We start from the raw sequence: 25,013 nt of genomic DNA, 5'->3' as shown, positions 1-25,013 counted from the left end.
GTAATGATGGAGACGGCGGGCGCGACGGATGAACTCCTTGTCCTTCATAAAAGATTTAGCAGTGTTTCTTGTATCGTGGGCCCTTGCGTCATGATATGCCAGGAGGTAGCCCACAAACTCTCCGACCGTTCCTGTGGCGTGCAGAAACACTATATCCGGACACAGAGGTCGTCTCTCGTACCCACGAGGGCATCGTCCGTCACAACTACGCCGAATATGCCGAGCGGACGGCGCAGCTAGCGAACGCAATCGAGGCAGCCGGCTATGGCGACGGCGAACGACTCGGGACATTCTGCTGGAACCACAGCCGTCACTTCGAGACGTACTTCGGGGTGCCGGGGACCGGTGCGCAGCTACACACGATCAACCCGCTCCTGCCCGACAAACACATCCAGTATATCATCAGCGACGCACAGGACGAACTCATCTTCGTCGACGAATCGCTCCTGCCAAAACTCGAGGGTGCCGCCGCCGATGATCCCGACTCCTTCGAAACGGTTGAGCAGTTCGTCGTGATGAGTGAGTCCGTCCCGGACACTGACCTCGATGCTGTTGCCTACGAGTCGTTCATCGCCGACCAGCCGACGGAGTACGACTGGCCCGAACTGGAGGAGGAGCGTCCTGCCGGCCTTTGTTACACATCCGGCACGACCGGGCGGCCGAAAGGCGTTGAGTACACCCAGCAGATGCTGTGGAGCCACACGATGGCGATTCAGTCGCCACAGGGGATTCCGCTCGACGACGACGACGTCGTGATGCCGGTCGTCCCGATGTTCCACGTCAACGCGTGGGGCCTCCCGTTTTCGGCAACTGCTGGCGGGGCCAAGCACGTCTACCCCGGGCCACAGCCGGAGCCGGCGGACCTCGCAAAGCTCATCGAGGAAGAGGATGTCACCGTCACGGCTGGTGTCCCGACTGTCTGGCTGGGGCTGATGGAGTACATCAAAGAGAACGATGTCGACCTCTCATCGCTTGAGCGGCTCATTGTCGGCGGAAGCGCCGCGCCGGAAGCAATGATTCGGTTCTTCGACGACCATGATGTGGAACTGGTCCACGCCTGGGGGATGACTGAGACGGCTCCGGTGGGTGCGGTAGCGTCCCTGCGGAGTGACTTGGCGGACGCTGACTACCAGACGCAGCTAGATAAGCGGGCAAAGCAGGGACTCGTCACGCCCGGGCTGGAGTTCCGTGTCATCGACGACGACGGCAACGAGGTCCCGCACAACGGCGAGGACTTCGGCGAACTCCACATCCGCGGCCCGTGGGTGACCACGGAGTACTTCAAGCGGCCGGATGCGAACGAACAGGAGTTCGAGGACGGCTATCTGAAGACCGGCGACGTGGTGTCCGTCGACGAGGACGGCTACATCAAAATTGTCGACCGGGCGAAAGACGTCATCAAGAGCGGCGGGGAATGGATCTCCTCGCTCGAACTAGAGAACGAACTGATAGCCCACGACGACGTGAACGAAGCCGCAGTCATCGGTGTCCCACACGAGCGCTGGCAGGAGCGCCCCCTCGCGATGATCGTTCCGACGGCCGACGCCGACGAGGAGACGCTCGGTGACGAACTCCGGGCGCACATCCTCGACTCCTACCCCAAGTGGTGGGTCCCGGACAACTTCATCACCATCGACGAAGTGCCAAAGACAGCAACCGGGAAGTTCGACAAGAAGTCGCTCCGTGACGAGTACGCCGACGAATCGCTCGTTGAGGGCCGCGTCCCCGACGATGCCGCACCTGAGTGAGAGAGTACGGTACAGTTACTGGACGCCTGCGACGAGATCCCGAACTTCGGTCCGGTAGGTGGCTGGCTGGAGGCCGAGGTCGACGTCGACTGAGACCGTGATGCCGTCGCTCAGGTCGGTTTCGACGGTCTGCACGAAGTTCTGCGCCGGGTACGCACCCCCGGAGATGATGACAAAATCACCGTGGTGCCAGACGGCGAACATCGCCGAGATGTCGATGTTGCTGGCCGGTATCTCGACCGCTTCATTTTCCGTCACCGCGAAAGAGATTCCCTCGAACGGGTACACAGCGGACAGTTCGACCGTTTCGGCCGTCTCACCGGTGGCGATATCGATTGTTCCCTCGCCGGATTGCTCAATGTCTGTCAGCCCCTGCGCTTCCATCTGTTGTTCGAAACTGTCGCGAGCGTTTGTTCTGACTTCCGAAAGTAGTTCCTCGCGGCCCGCGCCAGCCGGGAGATTGTCGAGGTTCGGGCTGAAATCCACCCGCGTGGCGAAAAACACGGAGAGCGCAGTCTGGACCTGGTCGAGGGTACGGCTGGCGACGCGCTCCTGTAGCTGTTCGTCGACATACTGGACCGTGCTGGAGACGGCCTCGACCGAAACCGGACCGTAGCTTCGGTCGAACACTGTGTCCGAGGACTGGTCCGTTCGCGTCCAGCCACCGTCTTTCAGTTGTGCTGTCGGAACGTTCGGTGGCGGTGCCTCGGCTGCAGCCAGAAACGAACACCCCGCAAGCCCGGCGGTTCCGAGGGTTGCTCCGGCGAGCAGGTAGTCTCGACGATTCATGTTCGAGGAAGGCCACAGCCATGCAAAAGCGTGCTGGCCGATTATCAGGAGTTTCCAGAAAACAACTACGACGGTGTTTGGCAGAGTTCCACGGAGTATATGAGTACACAAACCATGATATTTGCCATGGACCTACTATCCGAGAAACTCGTTCCGGAGCACGCACACGAGGTCAAAGAAGAGGCTCGGGAGTTCGCCACGGAGCACATCGAACCAGTTGCAGGGGAATACTACGCGTCCGGAGAGTACCCCTGGGAAGTGCTCGAAGCGGCGACGGAGGCCGGACTCGTCGCTCAAGATATCGGCGAAGAGTGGGGTGGGAGCGGCTACGACCTCCAGCAGATGCTTGCGATGGCGGAGGAACTGTACAAAGCCGACGCAGGGATCGCGCTGACGATTCAGCTCGCTAGCTTCGGCGCAGAGATTGTCGAAGACCACGGCGCGGACTGGCAGAAAGAAGAGTTCCTCAAGCCCGTCGCCGGCGGTGACCAGCTTACTGGCCTCGCTGTCTCCGAGCCGGAGACGGGGAGCGACCTCGCCGGGATGACGACGGCCGCCGAGAAGGATGGCGACGAGTGGGTGATCAACGGCGAAAAGTACTGGATCGGCAACGGGGTCGAGGCGGACTGGGTGACGCTGTACGCCAAGACCGGCGACGACCCGAACGACCGCTATGGGAACTACTCGATGTTTATTGTCCCGACGGATGCCGACGGCTACCACGCCGAACACATCCCCGAGAAGATGGGCTTCCGGGCGTCCAAGCAGGCCCACATCGTGCTTGACGACTGCCGGATTCCGGAAGAGAACCTGATCGGCGTCGAAGGGGCTGGCTTCTATATGCTTGCCGAATTCTTCAATCACGGTCGCGTTGTCGTCGGCGGCCACGGCATCGGTCTCGCTGCGGCGGCCATCGAAGAAGCCTGGGAGTTCGTCCACGACCGCGAGGCCTTCGGCAAAACCGTCGACGAGTTCCAGGCTGTCCAGCACAAACTGGCCGATATGCAACTCGGCCTCCAGTCCGCCCGAGCCCTCACCTGGCACGCGGCCGAGCGCGTCGCCAATCAGGAGAACGCCGGCTACTGGGCCGCGCTGGCAAAGACCAAGGCGACCGAGGCTGCGATGGACTGTGCGGAGAAGGGGATGCAACTCCACGGCGGCCGGTCCGTGCTAACGGAGAACCGGATCTCCCGCGTGTACCGCGACGTTCGGATTCCGGTCATCTACGAAGGAGCCAACGACATCCAGCGGAACCTCATCTACAACCAAGCCCCGATGTAACCGGTCGGTATCAGCCGACAGACACCGGTTGATTGATTGGGTCACGGACAGCGTGTTTTTCGCGGGAACACCACCCTTCGAGTGTTCTTTGGGGAATCTGACTGGCCAGCTGTCGCTACGACGGCAGTTCACCCCTGACAGTCTCTACAGCCCGAATGTACCAACTAGACTGGTCAGTACGCTACTGTACGCGGTCTGTGTGGGTCATACTGAGCTGGTACACCACCCTACAAGTGTTCTGACATCACCAACCAGCTGACCCGACACCACTATACAAGTGTTCTATCACCACCCTGCGAGTGTTTTTAGTTCGGTTGCAACCGGACTAGAACAGTGAACACGCGTTCACACACCACCCTGCAAGTGTTCACACGGCGGTGTACAGACATCTGAAATTCCCGAAGACACCACGCTGCAAGTGTTTTATTGCGTTGTTCGGAGTCTCAATGCGTCCCCTCACACCACCGTGCAAGTGTTTCACGTACTAAGCGAGAAGACTGTATCGGAACACCACCCTGCAAGTGTTTCAAAAAGACCGTTTTGGGCGGTTTTCCCGTCGGATCGAGGGTTCACACCACCCTGCAAGTGTTTTCGAAACGGAATACCGTGGGGCTGTGGTAGCGAAAGAGGACACACCGGTCTGCAAGTGTTCTACACACCGCAGCGGGGACCAGATGCCAGATGCCTGCATAGTCGCATCCAGCTTATTATTGATTGTGGGTACACACACCACCGTGCAACTGTTCTTGTCGTCACGATATGGAGACTGCCGCTGAACACACACACACACCACCGTGCAAGTGTTCTGCCGCGTGAGCCGGAAGGGGTGTGCAAAAACGTGGGCTACGTGAACTGCCAGAGGTTCTGTTGCTCATCGTCAGTGGTGTCCGGTGCCTCGAATTCAGTCGCCTCGTCTTCCAGATAGTGTTCGAGAATTCCGTTGACGTTACTCGGTACGGCATCACTGTAGGATGACTGGAGGGCGGCGTTGATGATATCGGTCGGGTCGTCGGTGACTTCGTAGATGTACTTGCGCCCGCCCTTGCGACCAAGGTTGCGCTCGGCTGAGCGGACCAGCCCCTGCATCGAAAGCTGGTCAAGGAACTCGTAGATTTTCCGCTCAGACTTCACACGGCGGCCGCTCGACTCCGCGATAGAGGAGTAGAGGTTGTAGATCCGTTTCGTCGACGCTTCGTGTTTTGGTTCGATAAGTGCAAGCGTCGTCGCGAGATACGTTAGCGCCTGCTGTGAACTCAGGTCGTGCTCGAAGTAATCCAGCAGTTCGTCAGTCTCGATGGTGTCTGTCGCCCGCCGTGTATGGGCTTCCGTCACACCGTCTGCGCCTTCCATCCGCGCGTACTCCCCGGCTTTTTCCAGAATTCGAAGCCCCTGTCGAACGTCGCCCCGTTCCTGTGCCGAGAAGGCCGCCGCAAGCGGGACGACATCTTCGCCGAGTACGTCTTCCCGGAACGCGATGTTGGCGTAGTAGCCCAGAATGTCGCGAAGTTCGGTCGCGTCGTACGGGCCAAACTTGATCTCTCGCTCGCCCAGCGTCGATTTTACCTTGGGTTCCAGCACGTCGACGAACTTGAGGTCGTTCGAGATACCGATGAGTCCGACCTTCGCATCGGTGATCGGCGTGTTCTCGTTCGCTTCAGCCCGTGGCAGTTCGTAGAGGAAATCGTTCCGCGCGTCCGCTGGGATGTTGTCAATCTCGTCCAGAATGATGAGGACGTTCCCACCAACAGCTTCAATCTCTTCGTAGAGAAATTCGAAGACGCTGTCAGTGCTGTAACCGCTCTCCGGGAGTTGGTTCTCAGGATCCCGGAACTCGTTGACGAGCGTGTTCACCAGTGCATACGCTGACCGGTAGTTCCGGCAGTTTATCGGCCCGACAACGGTGAGCGGGATGTCCTCGGCCTCGGCCTTCTCCTCGAGTTTGTCCCGTACCCACTTCGTAACCGCCGTCTTTCCGACTCCTGTTGGGCCGTAGACGAAGACGTTGTTGGGGTCGTGGCCGACAATGACATCCTGAAGCGCGTTGATGTAGAACTCGATCTCCTCGTCGCGGTGAAATATCGTATCCGGCGTGAACGTGTCTTTTTTCAGCGGTTGCTTTCGTTCGAAGATTGCATCAGTCCCATCGAACGGGTTCTCGTTCACGTCGACCATGTATGCCACCTTTCGAGTGACTCTATATAAAACCAGTGACCACCGTTCAAGTGTTTCAAGTGTTCCTACGTCGAACAGTCACACACCACCCTGCAAGTGTTTCTCCACTCCATCTCGAAAACAGGCACGAACGGTCCGCTACGTCGAGAGCTGAGCTAACACACTTGAGTCCTGCGATTCTTGCTTTTTCGATTCAGAGTAGATATAGAACTAGAATATAATTGTTATATCTTGCTGTACATGCAATTTATACTGGTACATGTTGAATAGCGTGTTCTACAGATTTCCCACCAATAAGCCTCTCATCGCACCTAAATCACCGCATTGAGCTACTGGCCAGATCACATAATCTCAACAGACCAGAGCAATCTTGCGTCCGCTTAAATAAGAAAAAGGGGCTCCACCCCTCCCCACCCCCACCCCTGCAAATGCCAAGAACACTTGCACGGTGGTGTGTGTGGGTCCCAATCTGTGAGCGAGATTTGGTATAAAAACGCCCCGGCGTCTGTCTGGCATACAGTTACATTCCACAGTGAACCGCAGACAGAACCGATCCTACCCACGACACACGGCATCGTCTTTACTTTGTGACAGCCCGTAGACGCCGTATGGACGATCTCACAGTAACGTTCGTCGACCGGGGCCGCGTACAGGCTGACCGAAACTTTGTCGTCGATGGACACAGCGTTGCGACGGCCTCGAACCGCGACCCGGAACACGAGTACGAAACGTACGTCGTGTGGAACCTTGTCATCGAAACGCCCGAGTTGACCGTCCTCTGGGACACCGGCTCGCACCCGGAGGCTGGAGCCGGGTACTGGCCGACACCGCTGTATGAGGCGTTCGCGCACGTCGATGCCGCCGAGCACACTCTGCCAGCCGACCTAGAAGATGCAGGCTACAGCGTCGACGGCATCGACGCCGTCGTGATGAGCCACCTGCACCTGGACCACGCCGGCGGCCTGCACAACTTCGCGGGAACAGACGTGCCGATCTACGTCCACCGTGACGAACTCCCATTCGCGTACTACAGTGCTAACACCGACGAGGGTTCTATCGCCTACCTCGCCAGCGACTTCGACCGCGAGTTGAACTGGGAGGTCGTCCACGGCGACAGCCATCATCTCACCGACGGTGTCGAACTGCTGCACCTCCCCGGACACACGCCGGGACTCATGGGCGCGTTCATCGACCGGCCGGAACAGCCGCTGCTGGTCGTCGGCGACGAAGCGTACGTCGAGGCCAACTACGCCGGCCAGCCCATGGCGACGAGCCTCCTGTGGAACAACGGCGCGTGGAAGGAGAGCCTCGAACGGTGCCGCGACCGCCAGCGTGCCACAGGGGCCGAAGTGCTGCTCGGCCACGATCTCGCGGTGTTTGAGGACGCATCCGGGACGATGGACTGAGACACGGTTCGCGTCAAGTCAGTCCGAGACAGCGACGAGAGTTCGGCGTTCGCCGCCTTCGGTCGCTACGACCCACCGGTCATCGTGGCGCTCGACGACTGCCCACACGCCGAAAAACAAGTGTAACTCCAGTTCGAGACCGTTGACGCGTTCACCGGTCTCCTCGATACGGAACTCACGTGCGTCGTCAAGTGACATGTTTCCGCAAGGCTGCCGACGGGTCGGCCGTCGTGCGGACCGCGGTGGCCAGGTCGGGGGGAGCCGTCACTGTTCGAGGTAACCGTACGTCTCCTCCAGATAATCGATAATCCAGTCGACTGTCGACTCGTCGTACGTCCAGAAGCCGTAGAACTCGCGTGGTTCGCGCTCCTCGGCCAGCAGGGCGCACTTCTGGGTCGGGTCACCGCCGCCGTCGAACACGACGAACCACGAGTCGGCGATTTCGTCGGACCGCTCCAGATGCAGCGTGAACGTGCTGTACTCGGGCGGGTCAACGTCAGGGACGGCATAGGCATGAACGTCCACGTCGGTCTCGCCCAGCCGCTCGTAGAGGTCGAGTTCGCCCTGCAGGGTCGAGAGCGTCTGGAAGCCGGCGTGGAGAGTCCCCTGGCCCACCCGCCACGCGCGGTCCTCAATTTCGCGGGACGCGGCAGTCATCCGCTGGATAGACCACGAGGTGAACATCGTCTCGTCGAGGTGGTCGAGAATCGACGCGTACGGACTGTTGTCCCGCGTGATGTACTGACGGCCTTGTTCGAGCGAGTCGGTGAACGAAGTGAGACTCGCAGCTGCGATGACCTCCTCGTCCTCGCTGAGGGTGATAAACTCGCCCGGTCGCCCGCTCTCAGTCTGCTCGGTCTGAACGTGAACGTTGCGGTCTGCGAAGCGCTCGCGCAGGTCTTCGGCCGCTGTCGGCCCGGCGTTGAAGATAGTCAGCGTCTTCTGGTGGTCTTCGACGCCGGCGATGAGTTCCGTTAACGACATCCTCGACTGTACAACGGTATTCACTGTGTTAGTCGTTGCGGGAGGAGGAACGCGCATCGGTAATCACAGGCAAAAAGTGTCACAGAAATGTATAAAATGGATGCAGGGATACGCACAAACACCGACGAATCCGCATTTCGAAAACGGCAATCTGAGGTCCTGTGGCGAAAGATAACGATTAATGAGTGGTGATGTAGTGGAAAATCTTTAGTCATGGCCCCCCAACGGACTGGTACGGCACCAGAGCTGGGGCCGAGGATTTCACAATGACAGACAACGAACTAATCTGGCGAATCGCCGGTGGTTCCGGTGACGGAATCGACTCGACAAGCCAGAACTTCGCGAAGGCCTTGATGTGGTCGGGGCTGAACGTGTTCACACATCGTCATTACCCGTCGCGTATCCGCGGCGGCCACACGTACGTGGAAGTACGTGCGAAAGACGAACCGGTACAGTCCCGCGGGGACGGCTACAACTTCCTGCTGGCACTGGGTGACTCCTTCGCTCGTAACCCACAGGAAGAGGCCTACTACGGCAAAGAGGAGCTGAAACCGCTGTACGAGAACTTCGACGACCTCCGAGAAGGGGGCGTGCTCCTCTACGACGAGGGACTGCTCGACGACGAGGACGTCGACGAGATCGGTCTCGAAGAGGCCGCCGAGGAGAACAACTGGCACGTCGTCCCGATGGATCTGCGCGGTATCGCCAAGGAACACGGCCGCGAGATCATGCGGAACACGGCCGGTATCGGCGCGACCGCGGCCATCCTCGACATCAGCACCGACGAGTTCGAGAAGCTCATCAAACAGAACATGAGCGGCGACATGCAGGAAGCGAACCTCAACGTCCTGCACGACGCCTACGAAGCCGCGAGTGAACTCGACGTCGACCACGACATCGAGGTCCCCGAGGGCTCTCACGACGAGGAGCAGGTCATCCTCTCGGGCTCGAACGCTATCTCTTACGGCGCAATCGACGAGGGTTGTCGCTTCATTTCGGGCTACCCCATGACGCCGTGGACCGACGTGTTCACCATCATGTCCCAACACCTGCCCGAGTTCGGCGGCATCTCCGAGCAGGTCGAGGACGAAATCGCGGCCGCCGCGCTCGCCCTCGGTGCGTCCCACGCCGGCGTGAAGGCCATGTCCGGGTCCTCCGGCGGTGGCTTCGCGCTGATGTCCGAGCCGCTCGGACTGGCGGAGATGACCGAGACGCCTATCGTGCTGGTCGAAGCGATGCGAGCCGGCCCCTCGACAGGGATGCCGACCAAGCCCGAGCAGGCGGACCTCGAACACGTCCTGTACACTTCACAGGGCGATTCGGCTCGCGTCGTGTTCGCACCGGCGAACATCCGCGAGTGTTACACCCAGACCCGCTCGGCGTTCCGCATTGCCTACGAGTACCAGATTCCGGCTATCGTCATCTACGACCAGAAGATACAGGGCGAACTCCGGAATCTCCCTGCCAGCCACTTCGACGAGGAGCCCAACGCCGACCCCGGGTCCGTCCTCACCGAGGAGGAGATTCAGGACGCCGCACACCACTCTTCCGGGAAGTTCCAGCGGTTCCTCCACGAACCCGAAGACGGTTCGAACGTCAGCCCGCGCTCCGTGCCGGGCCAGAAAGACGGCCGCTTCCTCGCGACAGGCAACGAGCACAACCCGTCGGGCCACATCAGCGAGGACCCCGAGAACCGCGTTGCCCAGATGAACCGTCGGCTCAACAAGCTCGACGACATCCGTGCTGATCTGGACGAAAACACGTCCCACCAGACCTACCACGGACCCGACGAGGCCGACTACGGCATCCTCGTGTGGGGCAGCCAGCAGGGGACCGTCTTCGAGGCTGTCGACCGGCTCAACGAGAACGGCCACTCCGTGAAGGCGCTCGGCGTCTCGGATATGGCTCCGTACCCGAAGGAGGAAGTCTCCGAGTGGCTCGAATCGGTCGACGAGGCGCTCGTCGTCGAGATGAACGCCACGGCGCAGTTCCGCGGCCTGACCCAGAAGGAACTCGGCAAGTACGGCGACAAGATGTCGAGCTTGCTCAAGTACAACGGCAACCCCTTCGAGCCCGCCGAAATCGTCGACGGGTTCGAGTCCAGCATCGACGGCGAGGAACTCGCCGCGAGCAACATGAAGTACCTACCCGCGGCAGGTGACTAACCTATGAGTGCATTCTCAGCAATCAACGAAGAACGCGAAATCGAGCGCGACGAGTTTACACCCGGCATCGAACCGCAGGCGACCTGGTGTCCGGGCTGTGGCGACTTCGGCGTCCTCAAGGCGCTCAAGCAGGCCATGCCGGAAGTCGGCAAGAACCCCGACGAGGTCGCGCTGTTTACCGGCATCGGCTGTTCGGGCAAGCTCAACAGCTACTTCAACAGCTACGGGTTCCACACCATCCACGGCCGCTCGCTGCCCGTCGCCCGGGCCGCGAAGCTCGCCAACCCCAACCTCGAAGTCATCGCGGCCGGCGGGGACGGCGACGGCTACGGTATCGGCGGGAACCACACCATCCACACGGCCCGTGAGAACCACGACATGACCTACATCGTGTTCAACAACGAGATTTTCGGGCTGACCAAGGGCCAGACGTCGCCGACGTCGCCGAAGGGTCACAAGTCCAAGACACAGCCCCACGGGTCGGCGAAGTCGCCGATTCGGCCGCTGTCCCAGCAGCTCAACGCCGGCGCGACCTACATCGCCCGCACTGCGGCTGTGAACCCGAACCAGGCCAAGGAAATCATCGCCGAAGCCATCGAACACGACGGCTTCGCGCACATCGACTTCCTGACCCAGTGTCCGACCTGGAACAAGGACGCGAAACACTACGTCCCGTACACGGACGTCCAGCAGTCCGATGAGTTCGACTTCGACGTCTCGGACCGCGCGGAAGCCGCCGAGATGATGCGAAAGACCGAGGAACGCCTCTACGAGGGCGAAGTGCTGACCGGTCGCATGTACGTCGATGACAGTCGCCCATCCTACGGCGAGGAGAAGCGCCAGATCGGCGAGATGCCCGAGGAACCGCTCGCAGAGCGGTACTTCGACGAGGACGCGGAGTGGGAGCGGACCTACGACAACCTCCTCGAACACCACAAATAAGACTCGCTGCCGGACTGCGAATACCATCTCGAACGACGGTTTCCGGTTCGGAAGATATTTTTTCATGCACCGAAAAGATTAGTCCATGAGTGCCGAGTCTACGGAGCGTCGAATCCTGTCGGTCCTCGAAGAGGACGCACAGGCCTCGTACGCAGAAATCGCGGAGCGAGCCGACGTATCGAAACCGACAGTCCGGAAATACATCCAGAAGCTCGAAGAGGAGGGCGTCATCGTCGGGTACTCCGCCGATGTTGACCCGAAGAAGCTAGCAGGCCAGTCGATTGCCCTGGTCGGCATCGATATCGCGAGCGATTGCTACGTTGAGGCTACGCGGAACCTCAAAGAGATTCCGGAGATGGAAGAACTGTACACGTCAAGCGGTGACCACATGCTGATGGCGGAGGTCCGAGCGATGGACGGCGACTCGCTGGCGGATGTCATCGAAGACAAGATTCTCGCCCTCGACGGCGTTACCGCCGCACATCCGTCGTTTCTCCAGGAACGGCTGAAGTAACGGGTTTTTAGACGCTCCAGCGCTGACTGCACGGTATGCCTTCTCGGCTGGTGCTCGGCCTCGGGCCAACGGCCGCGGACATTCTCGACGCGATTAGCGGCGACCGCGGTGATCTGGCAGTCGTGACGCAGGACGAGCACCGTGCTGAAACGCTTCGAGCGGATGGAATCGATGTCCACGAAGCCGACCAGGCTGATCCGTCTGTTCTCACCGGTCTCGACATCCAGCCCGAAAGCGTCATCGTCGCCAGCGAAGAGCCAGAACAGAACGTCAACGCGGCACTGACCGCGCGTGACCGCTTTCCCGACGCGTTCCTCCTCGCTTACGCCGGGCACGGCGCGACGGTCGACCAGCGCGACCGACTCGACAGCGTGGCGGACCGGCTGGTCACGCCGGAGACAGTCATCACTGACTACGTTACCCAATCGGTCGGCGACGAAGGAACACGAGCCAGACAGCTCCATCAGGTGCTCCGGGACATCGACGACCATCTCGCCGTCGTCACGCACGACAATCCCGATCCTGACGCGATTGCTAGCGCTGTCGCCCTCGGCGCGCTTGCTGAACGGGCCGACTGCGAGGTGACAATCTGTTACTACGGGGAGATTTCGCATCAGGAAAACCGGGCGTTCGTTAACCTCCTCGAATTCGACCTCCGGAACCTCGATGCTGAGTCGCCGGACGAGCTGGAAGCGTTCGACGGCTTCGCCCTCGTCGATCACTCCAGAGCCGGTGTCAACGACCAGCTCCCGCCGGAGACACCTATCGACATCGTCATCGATCACCACCCGCCGCGTGTCCCAGTCGAAGCCCGCTTCGTTGACCTCCGCAGCGGCGTCGGGGCGACGAGCACCCTGCTTGTCGACTATCTCCAGCGGTTCAACATCGACATTCCGACACCTATCGCAACGGGCCTGCTATTCGGCATTCAGGTCGACACGAAGGACTTTCGTCGGGAAGTCGCTGCCGCGGACTTCGAGGCCGCCGCGCATCTCGTGACAAACGCTGACATGGCGACGCTCCAGCGTATCGAAGACCCGAGTGTGAGTCCGGAGACGCTGTCAGTCATCGGCCGCGCGATTTCGAACCGCGAACAGGAGGGGTCAGTGCTCCTGACCGGCGTCGGCGAGATCAGTGACCGTGACGCGCTCGCACAGGCGGCCGACAGGCTACTTGATCTGGAAGGCGTCCATGCGACAATGGTGTACGGCGTCGTCGACGGGACGATTTACGCGTCCGCTCGGGCACGCGGCGCGGATATCGACCTCGGCGAGGCGCTCCGGGACGCCTTCGGGCAGATCGGGTCCGCAGGCGGTCACGCCGATATGGCGGGCGCACAGATCGACCTCGGGATGATTACCGTCGACGACCGCGAGGGGTCGCTGGCGGAAATCGTCCGATCGATTGTCTCCGACCGGTTTCTCGACGCCATCCAGTCGCGGTCCCACCGGCTGCTCGGCCGTGTCTATGCCCGCGCCGACTATGACGTGGCCGCGTTCACGGAGTCGACGGCGCTCAGACAGGACAGCGAAGATACCCCCGCGACGGCTGAAGACGCATCTGGGGAGGCCGGCGACGAGAGCACAACGGACTGGAACTCCGATGTGATGTTTCCCGAAAACGGTGACGAAGGCGGCAATGACGAGACAGAACAGGCAGCCGACGCGGCTGAACCGACAGACGACGAGTCAGAGCAGGAGGCGGACAGCCCGGAGACACTCATCGAACCAGATGACAACGACCGGTCGTAGGCGAGCCTTTTTTATTGCCGGTCGAGAACTCTGTGCCGATGGAGGACTCGAATCGGCCGACGGTCGGAGACTACATGACACGCGAGGTTGCCACCGTCGAGCTCGACGATACCGTCGGGGAAGTCGCCCGACGAATCGCCGATAACGACCACTTCAGCGGGTTTCCGGTGACTGACGGCCGCCGCGTCGAGGGGTTTGTCAGCGCACGTGACCTGCTGCTCGCGGAGGACCACGAGCCGATGTTCCGCGTGATGACCGACGATATCCTCGTGGCGCACCCGGACATGGCCGTCCAGGACGCCGCGCGCGTCATCCTGCGGTCGGGGATCCAGAAACTCCCAGTTGTCGACGACGCCGGCCACCTCGTCGGCATCATCTCGAACGCTGACGTGATTCGCTCACAGATCGAGCGGGCGACACCGGGCAAGGTGGACAAGCTTGGCCGGACGCTCGAGAACATCCACGGCATCACGACACACGAAGGCCGCCGTGAGGTAGAGCTTGCCGACCTGACGCCGACACAGACGACAGTGTACGCTGACGAACTCGAAGGACGGGTGTACGAACTGGAGCGCGGACTGGCGGAACCGCTCGTCGTTATCGACAACGGCGGCGACCTCTTGCTGGCGGACGGCCACCACCGCGTGAAAGCCGCCGCACGGCTCGACATCGATGAGATGGACGCCTATGTCATTGTCCTCGATGAGACGGTCGAGCTTGGGATGGCCGAGACGGCCGCGGACTCCGACTTGGAGTCAATCGACGATATTGAAGTCGTCGACTACGCCCACCACCCGCTCGTGCAGACGACGGAGCGACTCCAGGACTAGTCCGGAGCGATGTGATTGACGCTAGCACCCCGCTTTCCCCGAACCTTCTTACTAAATCATGACATACACCGGAGTATGTTCGACGAGTCGGACCTCCAGCGCATCCGCGAGCGGAAAGACGAGTGGGAAGCCGAGACACTGGACCCCGTACTGGACGCCTACGGCGAGCGCAAAGAGCAGTTCGCAACGGTCTCAAACCTCGATGTAGACCGGCTGTACACGCCACTCGACGTGGATGACATCGATTATGAGGACGACATCGGCTTCCCCGGTGAGGAGCCGTTCACACGCGGCGTCTATCCAACGATGTACCGCGGCCGGCAGTGGACCATGCGACAGTTCGCGGGCTTCGGGACCGCTGACGAGACCAACGAGCGCTTTCACTACCTCATCGACGAGGGCCAGACCGGGCTGTCGACGGCCTTTGACATGCCGACGCTGATGGGGATCGACTCCGACGACGTGATGGCCGATGGCGAGGTGGGCAAGGAAGGCGTCGCCGTCGACACGCTGGCGGATATGGAGCGGCTGTTCGACGGCATCGACCTCGGTGAGGTGTCGACCTCATTCACGATCAACCCTAGCGCTCCCGTTATCTATGCGATGTACATCGCGCTGGCCGACCAGCAGGGCGTCCCGCGTGAGGAGATCCGTGGGACGCTCCAGAACGATATGTTCAAAGAGTTTATCGCTCAGAAAGAGTGGGTTATCCCACCGGAGCCGTCGCTGAAACTCGTTACCGATACCATCGAGTTCGCCAGTCAGGAGACCCCGAAGTTCAAGCCCATCTCGGTGTCGGGATATCACATCCGCGAGGCGGGTTCGACGGCGGTACAGGAACTCGCGTTCACGCTCGCGGACGGCTTCGCCTACGTCGAGGACTGCCTGAGCCGGGGTATGGACGTCGACGAGTTCGCCCCACAACTCTCCTTCTTCTTCAACTCACACAACTCCATCTTCGAGGAGATAGCGAAGTTCCGCGCGGCCAGGCGCATCTACGCCCGCGTGATGGACGACTGGTACGGCGCGGAGGCCGACGCCAGCAAGCAACTGAAGTTCCACACTCAGACCGCCGGTCAGTCACTGACCGCTCAGCAACCGCTGAACAATATCGTCCGTGTGACGATTCAGGCCCTCGCAGGTGTACTGGGCGGCACTCAGAGCCTGCACACCAACAGCTTCGACGAGGCCCTGGCCCTCCCGTCCGAGCAGGCCGTTCGAGTCGCCCTCCGGACACAACAGATCATCGCGGAGGAGTCGGGGGCCGCCGACATCGTCGACCCGATGGGTGGCAGTTTCGCCATCGAGTCGTTGACCGACGAGGTCGAGGAGAAGGCGATGGCCTACATCAACCATATCAGGGACGAACTCGGCGATGGGTCGGTTCGTGACGGCGTCATTCAGGGGATTCAGGACGGCTACTTCCAGCGTGAGATTCAGGACGCCGCCTACGAGTACCAGCAGCGTGTCGAGAGCGACGAAGAGGTCATGGTCGGCGTCAACAAGTACACGGTCGAGGAAGACACCGAACCCGAGATTCTCACCGTCGACGAGGACGTACAGGAACGCCAGCGGGACAAGCTCGCGACAGTCAAGGCAGACCGCGACGACGCGGCCGTGGAGGCGGCGCTCGACGAACTGCAACAGGTGATCACCGACGGCGGGAACGTCATGCCCGTCATCATCGACGCAGTGAAAGCCTACGCGACGATGGGCGAAATCATGGCCGTCTTCGAGGCAGAGTACGGGAGCTATCAGGAAACGGCGAGCGTCGCGTAACGGCGCTCTCGTAGCACGCTGCCCGGACCTGTCGAGTCACGATAGGCGTCTCATCGCAGTGCGTTCGTGTTGCTTCGTCGAAAACGCCGCTGATCACCGTGTCGCTCTGGTCACGAACTGGCCGCGTCGTCGATTCGCTCAGAGACGTATATGACGAGACCGAGCAACACGCCAAGTACGATACCGATGGTGACGAATCCGTAGATAGCGACGCCAAACGGCGTCGGCGGCAGTGCGATCACACCGAACAGTTCCGGTTCGAGGTCCTCCGGCCGGATGCTGCCGAGAACGAACCCCATCACTCCGGCAAGAACAACGATAGCAACGTACAGGCGAAGGACGATCTGTCGTCCAGACCTGGCCTCAACTTCGCTCATGTGGAATCAACGGCGCGAAGACGATTAGCCTTTTTCACTTCCACGCCGTAGCTATCCTATGTCACAGAAGGAGCTACTGTTTCTCGTCCTGACCGGAATTGCACTCATGATGTTCGTGACGGCTATGGTGCTCGTTTCCGGCGCAAGCTAACGGGCACTGTCAGTTCGGTCGTGGCTACGGACGAAGCAAAAGCAGCGAAAACAGCGGGACGCTTACGAGTCGTCTTGTTCTTCCTGCCCGCCGTCGGCGAGTAGCGATGGGTCCTTTTCCGGGCTGTCGGCTTCGAGCTGCTCGTCGAACCACTGGAACTCGCGGTCCAGCATGCCGTCGCGCTCAAGGTTCCACGGGTCACCGTCCTCGACTTTCGGGCCTTCGAGCCAGGACTGGACGATGTTCCAGACGAAGAACAGCTGGCCGATAAACAGGATGACTGCGCCCACCGTCGCTGCCTGGTGGAACGTCGACACCTGCGTCAGTGGCGCGATAGCGCCGTCGAACTGGTAGGTGGCGTAGCGCCGGGGCATCCCCAGATAGCCCAGCGCGAGCATCGCGAAGAACGTGATGTTGGTCCCGACCATCGAGAGCCAGAAGTGCGCTTTGCCGAGGGTGCGCTGGTACATCCGGCCGGTGAATATCGGGAACCAGTAGTAGATGCCGGCGAAGGCCGCGAAGCCGATGGCCCCCATCACGATGTAGTGGAAGTGACCCACGACGTAGTAGGTGTCGTGGAGGATCAGGTCGACGGGGATGGAGGCGAGGAACACGCCGGTGACGCCCCCGATGATGAAGTTCGAGACGAAGCCGATACAGAACAGCATCGGCGTCGTCAGACGTAGGCGGCCGTTCCACATCGTCGTGATCCAGTTGAACGTCTTGACAGCGCTCGGTATCGCAATCGCAAGCGAGACGGCCATGAACGACGCCCGGAGCCGCGGGTCCATGCCCGTCGAGAACATGTGGTGGGCCCAGACGCCGAAGGAGAGGACCCCGATGGCGAGCGTCGAGTAGACGACGAACTTGAAGCCGAACAGCTTTCGGCCGGAGAACTTCGGCAGGATGAGGCTGACCAGTCCCATCGGCGGCAGGACAAGGATGTACACCTCAGGGTGGCCGAAGAACCAGAACAGGTGCTGCCACAGCAGCGGGCCGCCACCTTCGACGGCGAAGAACGTCGTCTGAAGGTTCCGGTCGAGTAGCAGCATCACGATAGCGCTCCCCAGCAGCGGGAAGGCGAACAGGATGAGCGCTGACTGGGTGAGGATCGTCCACGAGAAGATGTCGAGGTTCGCCCAGTTGACCTCCTCGTTGCGCTCCGTGAAGATGGTCGCGATGAAGTTGATCGCTCCCATCGTCGCCGCAACACCCGAGAGGTGCAGGCCCAGCAGCATCAGGTCGACGCCGGGGTTCGCCTGCTCGACCGATAGCGGCGTGTACATCGTCCAGGCCGTGCGGGCCGGCTCGATCATGTTGTCGGTCACCGGCGCGAGGAAGAATCCCGCCCAGATCAGCAGTGCCGCCGGCGGGAGGAGCCAGAACGCGATGGCGTTGATACGTGGGAACGCCATGTCGTCAGCCCCGATGAGCAGCGGGATGAAGTAATTCGCGAACGCCGCGATGATGGGCGTCCCGAACAGGAACAGCATCGTAATGCCGTGACTCGTCAGGATGGAGTTGTAGGCGTTGTTGCCAAGGATGGCTCCGGCGGGCGTGACGAGCTGGATGCGAATGAGCATCGCCATGATCCCACCGACGGCCAGGGCGATGACCGCGTACACCCCGTACAACAGTCCGATGTCCTTGTGGTCGACGGTTGTTAGCCAGCGAATGATACCTGCGGGCTTCTCACGGTTGATGACGGTCGTCTCGTCACCCGTGACGGCCCCGCCACCCGCGAGCGGCGTATACGAACGCCAGTTCTCGACACGGGTGAGAAGCGCGGCGACGCCGACGAGGAGGACGGCCATCAGCCCCGTCAGCACAATATCTCCTGCTACCATAGTCGTCCTTCAGGACTGGGACATTATCAAAGGGTCGATTCCTGCAGCAACGACCATAAAATACGGCTTCCATCCCACATTGAAACCGCAAAAACAAGCGGCCACCGCACACGGTCACCCAGTGGCAAGCGCGGTCGGTCTTCGAAGCAGTCTGTCCGACGCCCTCCGCTCAGTCTTCGTGGCCCAGTTCGCCGTTCTCTTTCTCAGCGTTCTCGACGGCCTTCCCCGCGTAGTAGGTCAGGACGGCGAGCAACAGGAACATCGAGATAATCAGTGCGAACTGCATCCCGGAGAAGACGGGGTCGGTTCCGAACGCCGGGAACGCGGCGAACGCGACGATGAAGAAGAAGAGAATCCCGAGCGGGATGACGTTCACGGTGAGGTCGAGCAGGGTATCTTTTTCGAACCCGAACAGTGCCATGCCTTCTCGTTAGGGCAGGCCAGTAAATAGAGTGTTGGTTTCCGAATCGCGCTGGTGCCTGTCTCAGGCTGCGGTCTGTTCCATAACCGAAGCGACGCCGCCCATCCCGATCATCACCGCGCCCGCCACGGCGACGGCCACCAGCCGAGTGAACAGCGGCCCGGTCCCGACGTTCGAGAGCGCGATGTCGGCGGCCGGGACCTGCCAGACGGTAAACGCAGCGGCGAGGACGATAAGAACGACTCCGACTCCGAGCAGGGTCGGCCACGGCCGCTCCACGTACCCGGACTCGGTGAGGATACCGGCGATACTACCGCCGAACAGTATCAGGCCGAAAACAGCCACTGGAAAGAGTCCGACAAACACGCCAATTTCTGACAGTGCTAATCCCAGTGCGACAAACAGCGGCCACGGACTTGCGGTCGGATACTGGTCGCTTAGTCCCGGCTCCTCTACCATACCAGTTCTTGAGGCCGACTCGTCATATGTCCATCGGACCGCGCCCGTGGGCACAAACTATTTGTTCACCATCCGGCTTGGTGGGAGTAATGAGTACACGCACGGTCGAACGGGTCGACGGCTGGGAGTCGGTTCCGTTCGACGGCGGGTTCGCGGGCCTGCAGGACCTCGCCGGACAGGAGTTCTCCGGCGCGGTCATCGCGGGTCCGACGCGCCTGTTCATGTTGAACGGGACCGTCGTCGGCGTCCTCGACGGCACCATCGAGGATTTCGAGGACGCGTCGGGAACAGCCAAACGGTCACCGCACGAGGCGCTGCCACTGCTTGCAGTGATGCAGGAACGCGCCGACGAGGTGAAAGCACAGTACTACACTGAAGATACAGCGCTTGCAGAAGTCGACCAGACACTGTCGAGCGGGAACTTTACTGGCTTTATCGAACTCTCCGAAAACGTCCTCTCGGGCGACTACTACACCGTGTATCATCAGGGCCGTTCGATGAGCGTCGCGTGGGTCGGTAACTCGGATAAGCTGCTCACCGATGACGAGGCCTTCGAGACAGCCAACGATGAGGTCGGTATCTACGAGGTCATGCCAGTCGATATCGAGCCGATTGAGATTCCAGAACCGCCCGACGACAGGGCGGACGAGCAGTCAGCAGACTCGGCGGCCGCCGGCGTCGACCCGCTTGACACTGATGATAAGGCGGCTGTCGCCGACGAACCGGACGACGCCGGTGCGGCGGACGCCGCGCCGGCAGGCGGGGCAGAGCCGGGCGGAACAACGCAACACGACCACAGCAGCGACGACCCGGTGGAGCCGTCCACAGACTCGGCCGGAGATACTGTAGCCGATGGAACCGACGATGCTGGACAGGCCCAGGCCGAGACAGAGTCGACACCGGACCGCGGCCCCGCAAGCGGCGGCCCGCCCGGATCGAAAGCTGCCGGTGCGAATCCGGGCCGGTCCCGCGGTCGGTCCGGGTCAGATGCGCAACCGAATGCGGACGAGAGGCCGAAAGCGGATAGCCGGCCAGACAGCAGCGCAACCGAGCGAGCGACGACGGAGACTGACACCGCGACACGGAGAGAACCCGACCACGACGCCACCGAACGGGAGACCGGAGTGCGTGAGACTGCCGGGGAGACCGAGCAGCAGCGACCGGCGACCGAGCCGTCACAGACACAGGAAACCCAGCACGCCAGCGCACGGAGCGCCCCGGCACAGAGTGACCAGGCGGCTTCGACAGACCGCCGCGAAGAGCCGGCAGAATCGAAACCGACCCAGCGCTCCGAGTCACAGCCGTCCCGGTCCGGGGCTGATACGGCAACTCCGACGCCCGAAGCCGGTTCTGGCGGGGCGAGTGGGGATCTAGAGACGCGCTCGGTCCCGTCGCTGGACCCGAACAAGTCCGGCGGTGCGCAGGAAAGCACAGCCACCAGCGTGTCACCCACGCAGACGCCACCGACGGGTGGGCAACAGGCGTCGGCACCACGACGTGACCAGCCGGCACAGGACGACTCGAAACCGTCGACCGACTCCAGCGTTCAGGGACCGGCACCGGCACAGGACAGCCGCGGCCCAGCCGAAAACGACCCACAGCAGGCCGAGGCACCGCAGCCACAGCCGTCGGCAGGGGACCAGCGACAGTCGCCTGCCAGCGAGGAGCCGTCACCACGCGAGCGAGAGCGTGTCGCGGAGCTCGAATCCGAACTCGAACAGCAAGCCGAGACGGTGTCGGAACTCGAATCTGAACTCACCGATCTGGAGGCAACGAACCGAGAGCTTCGAGACGAGCGCGACCGTCTGGAGTCGGAGCTAGCCGACGCACGGGCCGAAATCGACCGGCTGGAGGAACAACTCGACGAGCAGAACGACGCCGCCGCAGGTGGTGCCCGGCTCAGCGCCGGCGAGGCGATAAACGGGACGAACCTCTTCGTCAGGTACGATTCGAAGGGCAAGGCGACGCTTGAGGAGGCCAAGGACGGCGAGGCGAGCCGCGAGGAGGTCGAGGCGAACCTCAGGCTGGAGTATCACACGCAGTTCGAGGCCGAGGGCGCAACGGTCAACGGGACGCCTTTCGAGGAGTACCTCGAAGACAGCATCCAGTACCGCTTTGTTAACTGGCTCATCCGGAACCTCCTCTATGAGATTCGAGATACTGGCCATGCAGGGGCCATGAAGGACCTCTATGAGGGGCTTCCGGCCATCGACCGCGCCGAACTGAACGGCAACGTCACAGTGACCTACACAGAAGACGGGCAGGAGAACCGCTCGCAGGAACGGTTCGATGTGGTCGTCCGCGACCGGATGGGGAACCCGCTGGTCGTCGCAAACATCAACGACTCGCGCGAACCGGCCTCCGAGGGCCAGATGTCGGACCTCATCCGAAACGCCGAGCGGGTCGGTAACGCCTCCGGGTCGCTTGCGTCGGCGTTTCTCGTCACGAGCAGTTTCTTCGAGCCGGGCGCGCTCGAAACCGCCGAAGAAGCGACCTCCAGTGGACTGTTCAACCGCGATAAGCGCAAGAGCTTCGTGAACATCTCACGGAAAAAGGGCTTTCACCTCTGTCTGTTAGAAGCGAGAAACCAGGAGTTCCACCTGGCGGTCCCGGAACTCTGAGAAAGAAGCTTAGCCTTCGATTTCGGCCGCGTCTTCGATCTTCATACCCTCGAGCTTGTCGATGATTTCGTCGACCTTTTCGTCGAGGTCGTCGACGAACTCACCGGTCTGTTCGGTCGTGATCGCACCCTGGCTGGAGGGCTCGATGAGGTTCTCCTCTTCGAGAACGCGCAGGGAGTACCGCACCTTGTGGTGCGGGTAGCCGGTTTCGTTGGACATCTTCACGATACCGATAGGCTCGTTCTCGATAACCATGCGAAGCACCTGCAAGTGGCGCTCTAGCATGTCAACTTCCTTTTCAAGCCTGTCTATCATGGCAATTGTTAACTTGTGTTTGCGGTATTTAAAGGTTCTCCCTCGGATAATCGCTACAACGTTGATACGTTCGAACAGGGGTGTCTTAAAACCGTCGTAACGGTTCACATGGGTACTGCTCACGAGCGTGATTTCCGGACCGTAATCTGTTTATCACGGTGGCTGGAAGGTGCGTGCGATGACCGTAACCATCGTCGGCTCACAGCTCGGCGACGAAGGAAAGGGCGGCATCGTCGACCTGTACGGCGACGACGTAGATGTCGTCGCGCGCTATCAGGGCGGCGACAACGCCGGCCATACCGTCGTCCACGAGGGCGAGGAGTACAAGCTCTCGCTGGTTCCGAGCGGAGCCATCCGCGGCAAGGTCGGCGTACTCGGCAACGGGTGTGTCGTCAATCCGCGAACGCTGTTCGACGAGATAGACACGCTTCAGGAACGCGGCCTCGACCCGGACGTTCGCATCGCTGAACGAGCACACGTCATTCTCCCCTTCCACCGCGTGCTCGACGGCATCGAGGAGGAAGTAAAGAGCGAAACGGATCAGGAAGTCGGAACGACAGGTCGGGGTATCGGTCCGACCTACGAGGACAAGGCCGGTCGGCGCGGTGTCCGCGTCGGCGACCTGCTTGACCCGGACGTGCTCAGGGAGCGCCTCGAATACGTCGTCCCCCAGAAGCGGGCCGTCGTCGAGGACGTGTACGACCTCGACGTCGACGAGCTTGACGACCCGGACGCCTTCGACGTGGACGCCATCTTCGAGGAGTTCCGCGAGTTCGGCCGCCGCTTCGAGGCCGAGGACATGACTGTCAACGCTGGCGCGTTCCTCAGCGCGACCATCGACGAGGGCCAGAACGTCATGCTTGAGGGCGCACAGGGAACCATTATCGACATCGACCACGGGAACTATCCCTACGTCACCTCTTCGAACCCGACGGCCGGTGGCGCGGCGACCGGGACCGGACTCAGCCCCGGTGTCGTCGGCGACGGCGAGGTTATCGGTATCGTGAAGGCGTACCTCACCCGGGTCGGAAGCGGCCCGCTCCCGACCGAACTCGGGGGCGTCGCCGGCGATACGCCCGGCTACGACGAGCAGGGCGAAGGCGAAAACGAGGAGCTGGCGAACTACATCCGCGAGGAGGGGGGCGAGTACGGCACCGTTACCGGCCGTCCGCGACGCGTCGGCTGGCTCGACCTGCCGATGCTCCGCCACTCCACGCGGGTCTCCGGCTTCACCGGCCTCGCCATCAACCACCTCGACGTGCTCGCCGGCCTCGACGAAGTGAAGGTCGGCCACAGCTACACGCTCGACGGCGAGCAGTTGGCGTCGATGCCCGCGACCACCGAGCAGTGGAAGCGCTGTGAAGCCAATTTCAAGTCCTTCGACGGGTGGCCCGAGGTCGACTGGGCGGACGCCGCCGACGAGGGATACAACGCGCTGCCGGAGAACGCGAAGGCCTACGTCGAGTACATCGAGGACGAACTCGACACCCCGGCCTACGCCATCGGCGTCGGCCCCGGCCGCGGTGAAACTATCGTCCGCGAGCATCCGTTCTAGCAGGCGCTCCGTTCTGACTCGACGGTCGAGTTCACACACGAGTACCCGGCGACGGGGCGATACCACTGGAAGAGCGGCAGACTTTTGCGACCACCGGTCTTGGTCGAATGTATGAAAGAGGACCTGATGGAAATTATCTGCTGCCCTCTGGACAAGCACGACCTCGACCTCGAAGTGACGGAGCGCGACGACGGCGAGATCCTGTCGGGCGAACTCGTTTGCACCGAGTGCAGTGAGACGTTCCCCATCGAGGACGGCATCCCGAACCTGCTCCCCCCGGACATGCGCGACGAGGCACCGGCCTGAACCTTTTTTTCCTCGCCACGCGGAGTCACGTCCGTGCCTGACTCCCTGCCCGTGCACCTCAACCGGACGGACATCCACAGTCTGGAAGTTCCAAACGAGTTCGATGCGACAGGGAGTTTCGACGTTCGATTAGTCAACCACGGCGAGGCCCTGCACGTCCACCTTCATCTCGACGACTCGCTCTCTTCTGTCGCATCGCTCGACGCCACAAACCACCACGTACGGGCCGAAACCGATCGGTTAGTCAGAGTGACCGTTGACGGTGACGGGCCAGTCCGTGGCAAGCTAAAGGTCGTGACCGGATATGGCGCCGAGACCCGGTACATCGACATCTATATTCCGGAAGGTGGGACCGAGAACGAACCGGTCATCGTCGACGACGAGCTGTCGAAGCCACAGCCGAAACCGGCGGCAGAATCAGCGTCCGGCCTCGAAGACCTGTCTGCGGGACCGATACTGGCGGCTGGCGGTTTCACCGTCCTGATTGCGGGACTCATCACGCTGGTGCTCACCGAGAGCGTGCTATTGACAGTCGTCGCTGTACTCGCGGTCACAATCGTCATAGGACTCCTCTCCGTCGCCGTTCGCCCGACCTGACGC

General features: G+C 61.3%; 22 protein-coding genes. 13 read left to right on the top strand and 9 right to left on the bottom strand.

All coding sequences use genetic code 11. The features are described 5' to 3' along the window. Positions 1 to 95 precede the first annotated feature (95 nt). Positions 96 to 1,748 (top strand): long-chain fatty acid--CoA ligase, encoded by a 1,653-nt coding sequence (locus D3D01_RS19600; RefSeq protein ID WP_121513435.1) that lies wholly within the window; start codon positions 96 to 98, stop codon positions 1,746 to 1,748. Between the two features lie 15 nt (positions 1,749 to 1,763). Here D3D01_RS19600 and D3D01_RS19595 read toward each other — a convergent pair whose 3' ends face one another. After that, positions 1,764 to 2,537 carry a DUF6517 family protein gene (locus tag D3D01_RS19595; RefSeq protein ID WP_121513434.1) on the bottom strand — a complete coding sequence of 258 codons (774 nt, stop codon included), beginning with the start codon at positions 2,535 to 2,537 and terminating at the stop codon, positions 1,764 to 1,766. Positions 2,538 to 2,663: 126 nt separating this feature from the next. On the opposite strand from D3D01_RS19595, the gene D3D01_RS19590 reads away from it, so the two are divergent. Further along, positions 2,664 to 3,818: an acyl-CoA dehydrogenase family protein gene (locus D3D01_RS19590; protein ID WP_101350335.1), complete on the top strand. Its 1,155-nt coding sequence runs from the start codon at positions 2,664 to 2,666 to the stop codon at positions 3,816 to 3,818. A gap of 843 nt (positions 3,819 to 4,661) precedes the next feature. Here the strand turns inward: D3D01_RS19590 and D3D01_RS19585 are convergent. After that, positions 4,662 to 5,990: a Cdc6/Cdc18 family protein gene (locus D3D01_RS19585; RefSeq protein ID WP_101350336.1), complete on the bottom strand. Its 1,329-nt coding sequence runs from the start codon at positions 5,988 to 5,990 to the stop codon at positions 4,662 to 4,664. Between the two features lie 608 nt (positions 5,991 to 6,598). Between D3D01_RS19585 and D3D01_RS19580 the strand changes: the two genes are divergently transcribed. Beyond that, positions 6,599 to 7,396: an N-acyl homoserine lactonase family protein gene (locus tag D3D01_RS19580; RefSeq protein ID WP_101350337.1), complete on the top strand. Its 798-nt coding sequence runs from the start codon at positions 6,599 to 6,601 to the stop codon at positions 7,394 to 7,396. An 18-nt stretch (positions 7,397 to 7,414) separates the two neighbouring features. On the opposite strand, the gene D3D01_RS19575 is transcribed toward D3D01_RS19580, so the two are convergent. After that, positions 7,415 to 7,594 carry a hypothetical protein gene (locus tag D3D01_RS19575; protein ID WP_121513433.1) on the bottom strand — a complete coding sequence of 60 codons (180 nt, stop codon included), beginning with the start codon at positions 7,592 to 7,594 and terminating at the stop codon, positions 7,415 to 7,417. 66 nt (positions 7,595 to 7,660) lie between these two features. After that, entirely contained in the window at positions 7,661 to 8,380 is a 720-nt protein-coding gene (locus D3D01_RS19570; protein ID WP_121513432.1) for a DICT sensory domain-containing protein, read from the bottom strand. 266 nt (positions 8,381 to 8,646) lie between these two features. Here D3D01_RS19570 and D3D01_RS19565 point away from each other — a divergent pair, with 266 nt between their 5' ends. The 6 genes from D3D01_RS19565 to D3D01_RS19540 all read left to right on the top strand — a co-directional run bounded on the left by D3D01_RS19565 (position 8,647) and on the right by D3D01_RS19540 (position 16,361). Continuing rightward, entirely contained in the window at positions 8,647 to 10,545 is a 1,899-nt protein-coding gene (locus D3D01_RS19565; RefSeq protein ID WP_101350339.1) for a 2-oxoacid:acceptor oxidoreductase subunit alpha, read from the top strand. A gap of 3 nt (positions 10,546 to 10,548) precedes the next feature. Next, positions 10,549 to 11,487 carry a thiamine pyrophosphate-dependent enzyme gene (locus tag D3D01_RS19560; RefSeq protein WP_101350340.1) on the top strand — a complete coding sequence of 313 codons (939 nt, stop codon included), beginning with the start codon at positions 10,549 to 10,551 and terminating at the stop codon, positions 11,485 to 11,487. Positions 11,488 to 11,572: 85 nt separating this feature from the next. After that, entirely contained in the window at positions 11,573 to 12,001 is a 429-nt protein-coding gene (gene lrpA1, locus D3D01_RS19555) for an HTH-type transcriptional regulator LrpA1 (RefSeq protein ID WP_004591923.1), read from the top strand. 35 nt (positions 12,002 to 12,036) lie between these two features. Continuing rightward, entirely contained in the window at positions 12,037 to 13,752 is a 1,716-nt protein-coding gene (locus D3D01_RS19550) for a DHH family phosphoesterase (RefSeq protein ID WP_121513431.1), read from the top strand. Between the two features lie 38 nt (positions 13,753 to 13,790). Beyond that, positions 13,791 to 14,582: a CBS domain-containing protein gene (locus tag D3D01_RS19545; RefSeq protein WP_101350342.1), complete on the top strand. Its 792-nt coding sequence runs from the start codon at positions 13,791 to 13,793 to the stop codon at positions 14,580 to 14,582. A 75-nt stretch (positions 14,583 to 14,657) separates the two neighbouring features. Next, entirely contained in the window at positions 14,658 to 16,361 is a 1,704-nt protein-coding gene (locus D3D01_RS19540) for a methylmalonyl-CoA mutase family protein (RefSeq protein ID WP_121513430.1), read from the top strand. 110 nt (positions 16,362 to 16,471) lie between these two features. On the opposite strand, the gene D3D01_RS19535 is transcribed toward D3D01_RS19540, so the two are convergent. The 4 genes from D3D01_RS19535 to D3D01_RS19520 all read right to left on the bottom strand — a co-directional run bounded on the left by D3D01_RS19535 (position 16,472) and on the right by D3D01_RS19520 (position 19,616). Further along, the gene (locus D3D01_RS19535; RefSeq protein ID WP_121513429.1) at positions 16,472 to 16,738 is read right to left on the bottom strand and encodes a cox cluster protein; all 267 of its coding nucleotides are present in this window, start codon (positions 16,736 to 16,738) and stop codon (positions 16,472 to 16,474) included. Between the two features lie 213 nt (positions 16,739 to 16,951). After that, a complete protein-coding gene (gene ctaD, locus D3D01_RS19530) occupies positions 16,952 to 18,736 on the bottom strand; it encodes a cytochrome c oxidase subunit I (protein ID WP_101350344.1) in 1,785 nt (594 codons plus the stop codon). Positions 18,737 to 18,905: 169 nt separating this feature from the next. Continuing rightward, entirely contained in the window at positions 18,906 to 19,157 is a 252-nt protein-coding gene (locus D3D01_RS19525; protein WP_053969440.1) for a DUF6684 family protein, read from the bottom strand. A gap of 63 nt (positions 19,158 to 19,220) precedes the next feature. Next, positions 19,221 to 19,616, bottom strand: coding sequence for a hypothetical protein (locus tag D3D01_RS19520; RefSeq protein ID WP_101350345.1), 396 nt, complete (start codon positions 19,614 to 19,616; stop codon positions 19,221 to 19,223). 89 nt (positions 19,617 to 19,705) lie between these two features. Between D3D01_RS19520 and D3D01_RS19515 the strand changes: the two genes are divergently transcribed. Then, positions 19,706 to 22,237, top strand: a complete 2,532-nt coding sequence (locus tag D3D01_RS19515; RefSeq protein ID WP_121513428.1) for a hypothetical protein — start codon at positions 19,706 to 19,708, stop codon at positions 22,235 to 22,237. 9 nt (positions 22,238 to 22,246) lie between these two features. Here D3D01_RS19515 and D3D01_RS19510 read toward each other — a convergent pair whose 3' ends face one another. Beyond that, on the bottom strand, positions 22,247 to 22,552 hold the full coding sequence (locus D3D01_RS19510; protein ID WP_004516266.1) for a hypothetical protein: 306 nt from the start codon (positions 22,550 to 22,552) through the stop codon (positions 22,247 to 22,249). A 178-nt stretch (positions 22,553 to 22,730) separates the two neighbouring features. Between D3D01_RS19510 and D3D01_RS19505 the strand changes: the two genes are divergently transcribed. The 3 genes from D3D01_RS19505 to D3D01_RS19495 all read left to right on the top strand — a co-directional run bounded on the left by D3D01_RS19505 (position 22,731) and on the right by D3D01_RS19495 (position 25,010). After that, positions 22,731 to 24,107: an adenylosuccinate synthase gene (locus tag D3D01_RS19505; protein ID WP_121513427.1), complete on the top strand. Its 1,377-nt coding sequence runs from the start codon at positions 22,731 to 22,733 to the stop codon at positions 24,105 to 24,107. 111 nt (positions 24,108 to 24,218) lie between these two features. Beyond that, positions 24,219 to 24,413: a methytransferase partner Trm112 gene (locus D3D01_RS19500; protein ID WP_004516264.1), complete on the top strand. Its 195-nt coding sequence runs from the start codon at positions 24,219 to 24,221 to the stop codon at positions 24,411 to 24,413. A 51-nt stretch (positions 24,414 to 24,464) separates the two neighbouring features. After that, a complete protein-coding gene (locus D3D01_RS19495) occupies positions 24,465 to 25,010 on the top strand; it encodes a hypothetical protein (protein ID WP_101351452.1) in 546 nt (181 codons plus the stop codon). The last annotated feature ends 3 nt before the right edge of the window (positions 25,011 to 25,013 follow it).

The sequence above is a fragment of the Haloarcula sp. Atlit-7R genome, from assembly GCF_003666065.1.
GTDB classification, from domain to species: Archaea; Halobacteriota; Halobacteria; order Halobacteriales; family Haloarculaceae; genus Haloarcula; species Haloarcula taiwanensis.
Note: the sequence above shows the minus strand (reverse complement) of the source record. Positions and strands in the feature narration are given on the sequence as shown.

What these genes read in the sequence shown, in the direction of transcription:
- D3D01_RS19550 (WP_121513431.1), top strand. Translation starts at nt 12,037, where the DNA reads ATGCCTTCTCGGCTGGTGCTCGGCCTCGGGCCAACGGCCGCGGACATT.
- D3D01_RS19585 (WP_101350336.1), bottom strand. Translation starts at nt 5,990, where the DNA reads ATGGTCGACGTGAACGAGAACCCGTTCGATGGGACTGATGCAATCTTC.
- D3D01_RS19560 (WP_101350340.1), top strand. Translation starts at nt 10,549, where the DNA reads ATGAGTGCATTCTCAGCAATCAACGAAGAACGCGAAATCGAGCGCGAC.
- D3D01_RS19575 (WP_121513433.1), bottom strand. Translation starts at nt 7,594, where the DNA reads ATGTCACTTGACGACGCACGTGAGTTCCGTATCGAGGAGACCGGTGAA.
- D3D01_RS19535 (WP_121513429.1), bottom strand. Translation starts at nt 16,738, where the DNA reads ATGAGCGAAGTTGAGGCCAGGTCTGGACGACAGATCGTCCTTCGCCTG.
- lrpA1 (WP_004591923.1), top strand. Translation starts at nt 11,573, where the DNA reads ATGAGTGCCGAGTCTACGGAGCGTCGAATCCTGTCGGTCCTCGAAGAG.
- D3D01_RS19580 (WP_101350337.1), top strand. Translation starts at nt 6,599, where the DNA reads ATGGACGATCTCACAGTAACGTTCGTCGACCGGGGCCGCGTACAGGCT.
- D3D01_RS19600 (WP_121513435.1), top strand. Translation starts at nt 96, where the DNA reads ATGCCAGGAGGTAGCCCACAAACTCTCCGACCGTTCCTGTGGCGTGCA.
- ctaD (WP_101350344.1), bottom strand. Translation starts at nt 18,736, where the DNA reads ATGGTAGCAGGAGATATTGTGCTGACGGGGCTGATGGCCGTCCTCCTC.
- D3D01_RS19520 (WP_101350345.1), bottom strand. Translation starts at nt 19,616, where the DNA reads ATGGTAGAGGAGCCGGGACTAAGCGACCAGTATCCGACCGCAAGTCCG.
- D3D01_RS19500 (WP_004516264.1), top strand. Translation starts at nt 24,219, where the DNA reads ATGAAAGAGGACCTGATGGAAATTATCTGCTGCCCTCTGGACAAGCAC.
- D3D01_RS19505 (WP_121513427.1), top strand. Translation starts at nt 22,731, where the DNA reads ATGACCGTAACCATCGTCGGCTCACAGCTCGGCGACGAAGGAAAGGGC.
- D3D01_RS19595 (WP_121513434.1), bottom strand. Translation starts at nt 2,537, where the DNA reads ATGAATCGTCGAGACTACCTGCTCGCCGGAGCAACCCTCGGAACCGCC.
- D3D01_RS19515 (WP_121513428.1), top strand. Translation starts at nt 19,706, where the DNA reads ATGAGTACACGCACGGTCGAACGGGTCGACGGCTGGGAGTCGGTTCCG.
- D3D01_RS19590 (WP_101350335.1), top strand. Translation starts at nt 2,664, where the DNA reads ATGGACCTACTATCCGAGAAACTCGTTCCGGAGCACGCACACGAGGTC.
- D3D01_RS19545 (WP_101350342.1), top strand. Translation starts at nt 13,791, where the DNA reads ATGGAGGACTCGAATCGGCCGACGGTCGGAGACTACATGACACGCGAG.
- D3D01_RS19525 (WP_053969440.1), bottom strand. Translation starts at nt 19,157, where the DNA reads ATGGCACTGTTCGGGTTCGAAAAAGATACCCTGCTCGACCTCACCGTG.
- D3D01_RS19510 (WP_004516266.1), bottom strand. Translation starts at nt 22,552, where the DNA reads ATGATAGACAGGCTTGAAAAGGAAGTTGACATGCTAGAGCGCCACTTG.
- D3D01_RS19565 (WP_101350339.1), top strand. Translation starts at nt 8,647, where the DNA reads ATGACAGACAACGAACTAATCTGGCGAATCGCCGGTGGTTCCGGTGAC.
- D3D01_RS19540 (WP_121513430.1), top strand. Translation starts at nt 14,658, where the DNA reads ATGTTCGACGAGTCGGACCTCCAGCGCATCCGCGAGCGGAAAGACGAG.
- D3D01_RS19570 (WP_121513432.1), bottom strand. Translation starts at nt 8,380, where the DNA reads ATGTCGTTAACGGAACTCATCGCCGGCGTCGAAGACCACCAGAAGACG.